Annotated in this window: 6 protein-coding genes; all 6 read right to left on the bottom strand. The window is 74.7% G+C overall.

All coding sequences use genetic code 11. From position 1 onward, the window contains the following. Positions 1–726, bottom strand: a 726-nt coding sequence (locus CCN39_RS13985; protein WP_086842089.1) for an SDR family NAD(P)-dependent oxidoreductase, incomplete at its 3' end; no start/stop codon positions are given. A gap of 26 nt (positions 727–752) precedes the next feature. Next, on the bottom strand, positions 753–1,205 hold the full coding sequence (locus tag CCN39_RS13980) for a GNAT family N-acetyltransferase (RefSeq protein WP_086842088.1): 453 nt from the start codon (positions 1,203–1,205) through the stop codon (positions 753–755). A gap of 45 nt (positions 1,206–1,250) precedes the next feature. Then, positions 1,251–2,417, bottom strand: a complete 1,167-nt coding sequence (locus CCN39_RS13975; protein ID WP_086842086.1) for a glycosyltransferase — start codon at positions 2,415–2,417, stop codon at positions 1,251–1,253. Continuing rightward, complete coding sequence (locus tag CCN39_RS13970) at positions 2,417–3,223, bottom strand: alpha/beta fold hydrolase (protein WP_086842084.1); 807 nt, start codon at positions 3,221–3,223, stop codon at positions 2,417–2,419. Before CCN39_RS13970 ends, CCN39_RS13975 begins: the two co-directional genes overlap by 1 nt. After that, a complete protein-coding gene (locus CCN39_RS13965) occupies positions 3,220–3,525 on the bottom strand; it encodes an acyl carrier protein (protein ID WP_086842082.1) in 306 nt (101 codons plus the stop codon). Before CCN39_RS13965 ends, CCN39_RS13970 begins: the two co-directional genes overlap by 4 nt. Further along, positions 3,522–7,676 carry a type I polyketide synthase gene (locus tag CCN39_RS13960; protein WP_086842094.1) on the bottom strand — a complete coding sequence of 1,385 codons (4,155 nt, stop codon included), beginning with the start codon at positions 7,674–7,676 and terminating at the stop codon, positions 3,522–3,524. The genes CCN39_RS13965 and CCN39_RS13960 overlap by 4 nt, the downstream gene beginning before the upstream one ends.

The raw sequence follows: 7,676 nt of genomic DNA, 5'->3' as shown, positions 1-7,676 counted from the left end.
CGCGGGCTGGCGGACGGCGTGCAGGTGCCCGTCGGCGAGCCGCAGCACCTGGCCGGTGACGCCGGCCGAGAGGTCGCTGAGCAGGTAGGTCACCAGTGGTGCCACCCGTTCGGGCGGTGGTGCGGCCGGGTTCCCGTTCGGGTCGGCGGCCATCAGCCGCGTCCAGGCGATCGGGCTGACGGCGTTGACGCGCACGCCGTGCTCCGCCAGGTCCCCGGCCCACGAGTAGGTCATCGACGCGACCGCGCCCTTCGACGCCGAGTAGGCGGCGGCGCGGCGCTGGCCGATCATGGACCCCGACGTCACGTTGACGATGACGCCGCGCCCCTGGGCGCACATGACCTTCGCGGCCGCGGTGCCACAGTGGAACGGGCCGAGCACGTTGGTCTCGACCAGCGCGCGGGCCCGCTCGGCGTCGTCGTCCTCCCACGGCGGCGCGTGGTAGCTGACGGCGGCGTTGTTGACGAGCCCGTCCAGCGCCCCGAACTCCGTGCAGCACAGGCTGATCAGCGACCGGGCGTAGGCCGGGTCGGCCACCGAGCCGACGCTCGCCACGGCCGTGCCGCCGTCGGCCACTATCGCGGCCACCGTCTCGCAGGCCGGTTCCGCGTCGACGTCGTTGACGACGACCGCGGCGCCGTTCCCGGCCGAGTGCCGGGCGAACGCCCGCCCCAGCCCGCGTCCGGCACCGGTGATCACCACGGCCCGCCCGTCCAGGAAGCCCATGGCTTCCAGTGTGACCCGGGACCGGCTCAGCTGCGCGTCAAGGACACCAGAAACGGGCGGAACCCGTGCGCCCGGTAGAAATCGAGTGCACTGGCGTTCTGCGCGTACGCCTGCACAGTCATTTCGTTCGCGCCGCGTTCACGGGCCCAGGCCAGAAAGCGGTCCACGAGCGCGCTGCCCACACCCTCGCGACGGCGGTCCGGGGCGACGCGCATGCTCTCGAGCACGGCCGTCACGGCGCCCGGCCGCAGCGGGTCCGGCCGGCGCAACCGCCCGACGAGGTGCCCGGCGCCCGCACCGGCCAGCAGGCACAGGCACTCCGGATCCTGGACGAGACCCGCGTAGTAGGCCTCGCCTTCGCGGGCGGGCCAGCCCGTGTCCATGAACGGATCGTGGTGCCCACCGTCCTCGGCGAACAAGGCCGCGGCCGACGCGACGAGCTCGGGAACGTCCTCGGGACGGCACTCGGAAACAGTCATCCCAACGACGGTAACGGCGTCTTTTTTCGTTGTAAATCACGAGCTTCAGCGCGCCAGGTGCGCCAGGCTCTCCAACGCCAGCTGTTCCAGGTGCCCGGCGGCCGCGGTGCTTCCGCCCGCCGCGTGGAACGAGGCCGCCACCGTCTCGGCCGCGCGGCGGTACGACGGTTCGGTCAGGACTTCCTCGACCGCCGCCGCGATGCGAGGGGCGTCCGCCCGGCCGAACCGCAGCCGGACACCCGCGCCCGCCTCGACCACCTGGGCCGCCACGATCGGCTGGTCGTCGCGGATCGGGGCCACCACCAGCGGCAGGCCGTGCCACAGCGTTTCGCAGACCGTGTTGTGGCCCGCGTGGCACAGCACCGCGTCGACCCGCGGCAGCAGCGCCAGCTGCGGGACAGCCGGCCGGACCAGGACGTTCGGCGGGACGTCGCCGAGCACGCCGCCCGGGTCGGCGATCACCGCGCGCACGCTCGTCCCGGCGAACGCCGCCGCCGTCGCGGCCAGGAACCCGGCGCCCGCGGACGTGTTCGCGGTGCCGAGGGAGACCAGCACGGTCGGCCGCAGCGGGTCGAGCCACTCCCACGGGAAGTCCGTTGTGGACGGCCGCGCGCCGAGAGCCGGCCCGACGAGCCGGACCGACGGTGGCAGGGCGGCCGCGCCGAGCAGTTCGCGGGTGGTGAAGGCGAGGACGCCGTGGGGTGAGAACCGCGGGTCCGCCGTGCCCCGCCCGCCGGCGATCCGCTCGCGCAGGCCGTCGAGCAGCGTGCCGACCCACGCCCCGACCTTCGGCATCCCGGCCAGGGGGTCGACGAGCTCGGCCGACGTGGTCGCCGAGGTGACCCACGGCAGGCCGGCGGCTTCGGCGAGCAGCCCGCCGGCCAGTGCCTGCTGGTCGGCGACCACGACGTGCGGCTCGAAGGCCTCGAGCGCCGCGGCCACGCCGGGGGCCATCGCGTCGGCCAGCGGAACGAGGAAGTCCTGCCAGAGGAAGCGCAGCGCGGCCGGGCCTTTCAGCTCGGCCGGGCGCACGGCCAGGTCCGGTACGGCGCAGGAGAACACGAGCGCCTCCGGGCCGGCCAGCTGCCACAGCAGTTCGCCGTGGCCGGCCCAGGCGACCTCGTGGCCGCGCGCGGTGAGCTCGGCCGCCACGCCGACGGCCGGGTTGACGTGCCCGACCAGGGGCGGGACGACGAAGAGGAACCGGGCCACTACCGCACCCGCGTCCGCGTCCGCGCGGTGTCGCGGACCCAGTCCGAGATCAGCTCGATGACCTCCGCGGTCCGCTCGACGAGCACCGAATGTCCCTGGTCGGGCAGCACGACACAGCGGCAGCCGTCCAGGTGCGCCTCGAAGTGCGGCACCTGCTCCGAGAGCCCCGAGTCGCCGCCGAAGATGGCGAACACCGGGCAGCGCACCGCCGACAGGTCCGCCGCGATCGTCGCGCTGCGCGGGATGTCCTCGGCGATCGTGGTGGTCTGCAGGATCCGGTTGGCGGCCTTGGACAGCCGTGCGGTGTGCGCGCCGTGGTTGTCGGCGATCCAGCCGATGACCTCGTCGATCGCCAGCCGGGTCTTCGCGTCGGCGAGCCCGTCGGCCATGTGCCGGGTCCACTCCTCGGTCGGGGGTTCGCCTTCGATCACGACCACGCTGGCCACCCGGTCGGGCCGGGCTGCGGCCAGCCCGAACGCGACCGAAGCGCCGAAGGAGTTGCCGACGACGTGCACCGGCCGGGTGACGTCGCACGCGTCGAGGACCGCGACCAGGTCGTCGACGAACCGCTCCAGGTGGTACCCGGACGCCGGGCGGGTCGTCCGGCCGTGCCCGCGCAGGTCGTACATCAGCACGTCGAGCCCGCGCGCGGCGAAGGCCGGGCCGAGGGTGAAGTAGTAGCTGGCCAGGCTGTCGGTGAGCAGGCCGTGGACGCACACCACGATCGGCGCGTCCGCGTCCGGCGGGACGTCCGGGGTGAGCCGCTGGACGTGCACGTCCAGCTCGCCCGCGCGGATCCGGCTCACGCCGTCGCCCGCAGGGAGGCGACGATGTAGCGGACGAGCTCGCCGACGGTCAGCGCGATGATCTCGTCCAGCTCGCGCTCGGCGATGAAGGTCGCGAAGTTGACGCGGTCGCCGTAGTGCTCGCGCAGCTGCCCGGACAGGGCCACCAGGTCGACGCTCTCCAGTTCGAGGTCGTCGTGGAAGGTCGTGTCCATGGTGATTTCCGCGTCGTCCAGCCCGTACTCCTCGAGCAGCTCCCGCAGCATGCCGCTCAGCTGGGCGAGCACGGTCACCTCGTTCGCGGCCGTGGTCTCGATGCTCATCCGGCAGTCTCCTTCGTCTCTTCGGTCCAGGCGACGACGTAGCGGCGCGGCGGCGCACCGGGCGGGTTCCGGACGTCGGCGCAGCACACGCGGTACTCGCGGCCCGCGACGCGGACGGTCAGCTCTTCCGGGGTGGCCGCGACGACCTCGAAATCCCGGGGTTCGCCGCGCAGGCCGGTGCCGCGCAGCTTCGCCACCGCCTCCTTCGCCGTCCAGAACCGGGCGAACCACTGCTCCGGATCGCCGGGCAGGCTCGCGAACAGGGCCAGCTCACCCGGGCCGAGCGCGGCCTCCACAGTGGACTCGGCGCGCGGGACGACCTCTTCGATGTCGATGCCGCAGGGCCCGTGGCGGGCGATCGACACCCCGGCTTCGGCGCGGTGCGCCACCGAAATCGTCACCGCCGGCAGCTCCCGGCCGTACGCGCCGGTCGCGAACGGCCGGCCGGCCTCGTCGTTGCCGATGCGGAGCTCGGCGGGGAACATCTCGGGCTCGCCGCGCGCCCAGAGGAACTGGCGGACCGCGTCCTTGGCCGCGATCCGGCCGAGCAGCCACTGGCGGCGCCCGCGCGGCGGACGGCGGTCGTAGGCGTCGCGCTCGGGGCCGGCGAGGTAGTTGCGCATGATCAGCTCGCGGGTGGCCAGGTCGGGCCACTGCTCGTGCACCAGCGCCCAGCCACCGGCCTGCTCGTGCGACAGCGTCGAACGCTCGGGGGTGCGGTCGGCCTGCCGGATGTGCGCGGTGCTGTCGAACCGCCGGTCGCGCCAGCCGGTGAACTCGGCCCAGACCTGCCCGTGGTGGACGAGCTGCATGTCCGCTTCGAGGAACTCCTCCGTCAGCCCGGTGATCCGGACCAGGCACTCCAGGCGCTCGCCCGGGGCCGGGTGCGGGCCGTGGAACCGGATCTCGCGCATGGCGACCGGGAAGACGGTGGTCCGTTCGGGCAGCCGGGACATGATCCAGTAGCCGAGCACCTGGCCGACGTTGTCGAGCAGCGCGCCGGGCGCGGCCGGCGTGGTCAGCACGGCCCGCACGTGCCGTTCGCCGACGGCCGTCAGCTCGGTGACGCCCTGGAACCGCGGGCCGTGGAACATCCAGCGCTCGTCGTACAGCTGCGCCGCCGTGGTCTCGGGCACCTGCTCGGCCGACGCCGGGAACCGCCACGGCGCGGGCGCGGCGGCCGGGTGCTCGGGGGCGAGCTCGACGACGGCCTGCGAGTAGCCGGCGATGGCGGCGTGCACCCGGCCGGGACCCTGGGGCCGGACCCGCACCGGCACGGTGACCGCCGGGACCGCGGTGATCCACTGGCTGAGCCGGACGTCGTGCACGGCGACCGCGTGCCGTCCGGGTGCGGCCTGCTCGGCGAACCGCATGAGGTGGTCGATCACCGTGGTGGCCGGGACGACCGGCCAGCGGTCGCCCGGGTCGGCCTGGGGTGGCTGCTTGAAGAAGCAGTGGTCGAGCAGGTACGGCATCGTCTCGAGCGACACGGTGAGCGTGGTGTCGAGCTCCCGCGGTGCCGGGAGGCGGCGCGCCGGTCCGGCGAGCACGGTCGACGCCAGCTCGGCGGTGTCGGCCAGCAGGGCGGCGAACTCCGCGGCCAGCGGGCCCTTCGCGGCCAGGTCGTCCACAGTCGACTTCCGGGCGGCCGGCAGCGCGATCCGCGCGCGGACCTGCTCGTCCAGGGAGATCAGGCGGCCGCCGAGGTCGAGCTTGACCGCCTTGGGCACTGCCGGGCGTTCGCCGGGCAGGCGGGCCAGGTCGACGTCGAGACCGTCGGCCCACAGCGCGGTCGCGACCCGGCGCAGCTGCGCGAGCCCGGGACGCTGCGCCGAGTGCGCCGCCACGACCAGGTGCTCCTCGCCGTGCAGGGTGTCGCCGACCAGGGAGCCGAGCTGCCCGGCGCCCAGCTGGACGAACGCGCGGAACCCGGCGTCGTGCAGCGCCCGCACGAGCGGGCGGAACCGGACCGGCTGCAGCAGGTGGCGGACGAACAGCTCGCGGACCTCGGCCTCGGCCGCCGGGTATTCGGCCACCGTGGTCGCCGACCAGAGCGGCAGGGCCGGCGGGTGCAGGGTGAAGCGCCCGGCCGCCTCGCGGATCGGGCCCAGGTAGGGCCGCAGCATCGGGGTGTGGAAGCCGGACCGGAACGGCAGCACCTGCGCCACGATCCCGGTGTCGCGGAACCGCTGCACCAGCGTGCCGACGGCCGCTTCCGGGCCGCAGATCATGGCCTGGTTCGGGGAGTTGTCGTGGGAGAGGACGACGTCGGCCCGCCCGGCCAGTTCTTCGAGCACGCGGTCCGCGGGCGCGCCGATCGCGGCGACGGCGTCCGGCGTGACACCCAGCCTGCCGAGGGCGGCGTGCAGCAGCCGGCCCAGTTCGAACACCGCCGCGCCCTGCCGCCCGACGTCGCCGACCTCGACGTCCGCGTGCTTCCAGGGCAGGCCGAAGTGCCGGGCGACGTCGCCACAGTTCAGCGTGAGCTCCGACTCCAGGCCGGGGAAGAGGAACGCGGTCTTGCCGCCGCCCGGTCCCAGCAGGGGGCGGTCGGCGAACCACACGTCGTTGCGGCCGCGCCAGGCCCGGCCCCGCGCCAGCACCTTCCGGGCCAGGGCCAGCCGCTTCTCCGTCGGGTCGACGATGCCGAGCCGGACCGGGCCGTCGCCGGTTTCCGCCGGGCCGGGCCGGTCGAACGCCTCGCGCAGCGCGGCGACGGTCGGCGCGGCGAGCCGCAGCACCCGCTCGGGCTCGCGCACCACGACCGGCTTCGCCCGGCCCGGCGCCTGTTCCAGGACGACGTGGGCGTTGATCCCGCCGAAGCCGAACGCGTTGACCCCGGCGCGGCGGACCGGCGCGTCCCACGGCTCGGCCGTGTCCAAAGTGGCGAAGCGGGTCCTGGCCAGTTCCGGATGCGGGTCGTCGCAGTGCAGGGTGGGCAGGAGGACGCCGTGGTGCACGGCCAGGGCCGCCTTGACGAGCCCGGCGATCCCGGCCGCGGGCATGGTGTGGCCGATCATCGACTTGACCGAGCCGAGCACCGCACTCCCCTGCGCCCCGAAGACCTCTTTCAGCGTGGTGAGTTCCGCAGCGTCGCCGGCCGGGGTCGCGGTGCCGTGCGCCTCCAGCAGGCCGATGGAGTCCGGCGCGGCCGGGTCGAGGCCGGCCGCGGCCCACGCCTGGCGGACGGCCCGGACCTGGCCGCCGGAGTCGGGGCTGGCCAGGCTCGCCGTCCGCCCGTCGGAGGCGACGCCGGTGCCGGTGATCACGGCGTAGACGCGGTCGCCGTCGCGCTGGGCGTCCGCGAGGCGCTTGAGGACGACGATGCCGGTGCCTTCGCCGATCAGCACCCCGTCGGCGTCGCGGTGGAACGGCCGGATCCGCTCGGACGGCGACAGCGCGCCGAGCTGCGTGAACACGCTCCAGAAGGTGATGTCGTGGCAGTGGTGCACCCCGCCGGCGAGCACGACGTCGCACCGGCCGGTGGCCAGCTCCCGCACGGCGTGGTCGACGGCGATCAGCGAGGACGCGCACGCGGCGTCCACCGTGTACGCCGGGCCGCGCAGGTCGAGGCGGTTGGCCAGCCGCGACGCGGCCAGGTTCGGCACCAGCCCGATCGCGGACTCGGGCGCCTCCGGGCCGAGCTGGTCGGTGAAGGCCTGGCGGACGGCGTCCAGCCGGTCGGCATCCAGGTCGGGCAGCAGCTCGCCGAGGGTGCGGACGAGCTGGCTCGCGGTGCGGACCCGCTGGTCGAGCCGCACCAGCCCCGGCGTCAGGTACCCACCGCGGCCGAGCACGACGCCGACCTTCGCGCGATCGGCGGGCAGCCGGTCCGGGCCACCGGCGTCCGCGACGGCCTGCGCCGCGACGCGCAGCGCGATCAGCTGGTCGGGCTCGGTGGCGGGCACGGAGTTCGGCATGATCCCGAAGCCGGTGACGTCCACTTCGGCGAGTTCGTCGACGAACCCGCCGCGCCGGCAGTAGACCCGGTCGGCCCGGCGCTGCTCGTCCGGTGCGTAGTGCGCGTGGTCCCACTTGCCGGGCGGCACCTCGGTGATCGCGTCGACGCCGCCGGCGAGGTTGCGCCAGTAGCTCGCCAGGTCGGGGGCGCCGGGCAGCAGCACCGACATCCCGACGATCGCCACGCGCAT

Source organism: Amycolatopsis kentuckyensis (assembly GCF_002155975.1).
GTDB classification, from domain to species: Bacteria; Actinomycetota; Actinomycetes; order Mycobacteriales; family Pseudonocardiaceae; genus Amycolatopsis; species Amycolatopsis kentuckyensis.
The sequence above is the reverse complement of the archived record's forward strand: the minus strand, read 5'-3'. Positions and strand labels throughout refer to the sequence as shown.

Bases quoted from the DNA above. Each gene is read 5' to 3' on its own strand.
- CCN39_RS13980 (WP_086842088.1), bottom strand. From the start codon at position 1,205: ATGACTGTTTCCGAGTGCCGTCCCGAGGACGTTCCCGAGCTCGTCGCG.
- CCN39_RS13965 (WP_086842082.1), bottom strand. From the start codon at position 3,525: ATGAGCATCGAGACCACGGCCGCGAACGAGGTGACCGTGCTCGCCCAG.
- CCN39_RS13960 (WP_086842094.1), bottom strand. From the start codon at position 7,676: ATGCGCGTGGCGATCGTCGGGATGTCGGTGCTGCTGCCCGGCGCCCCC.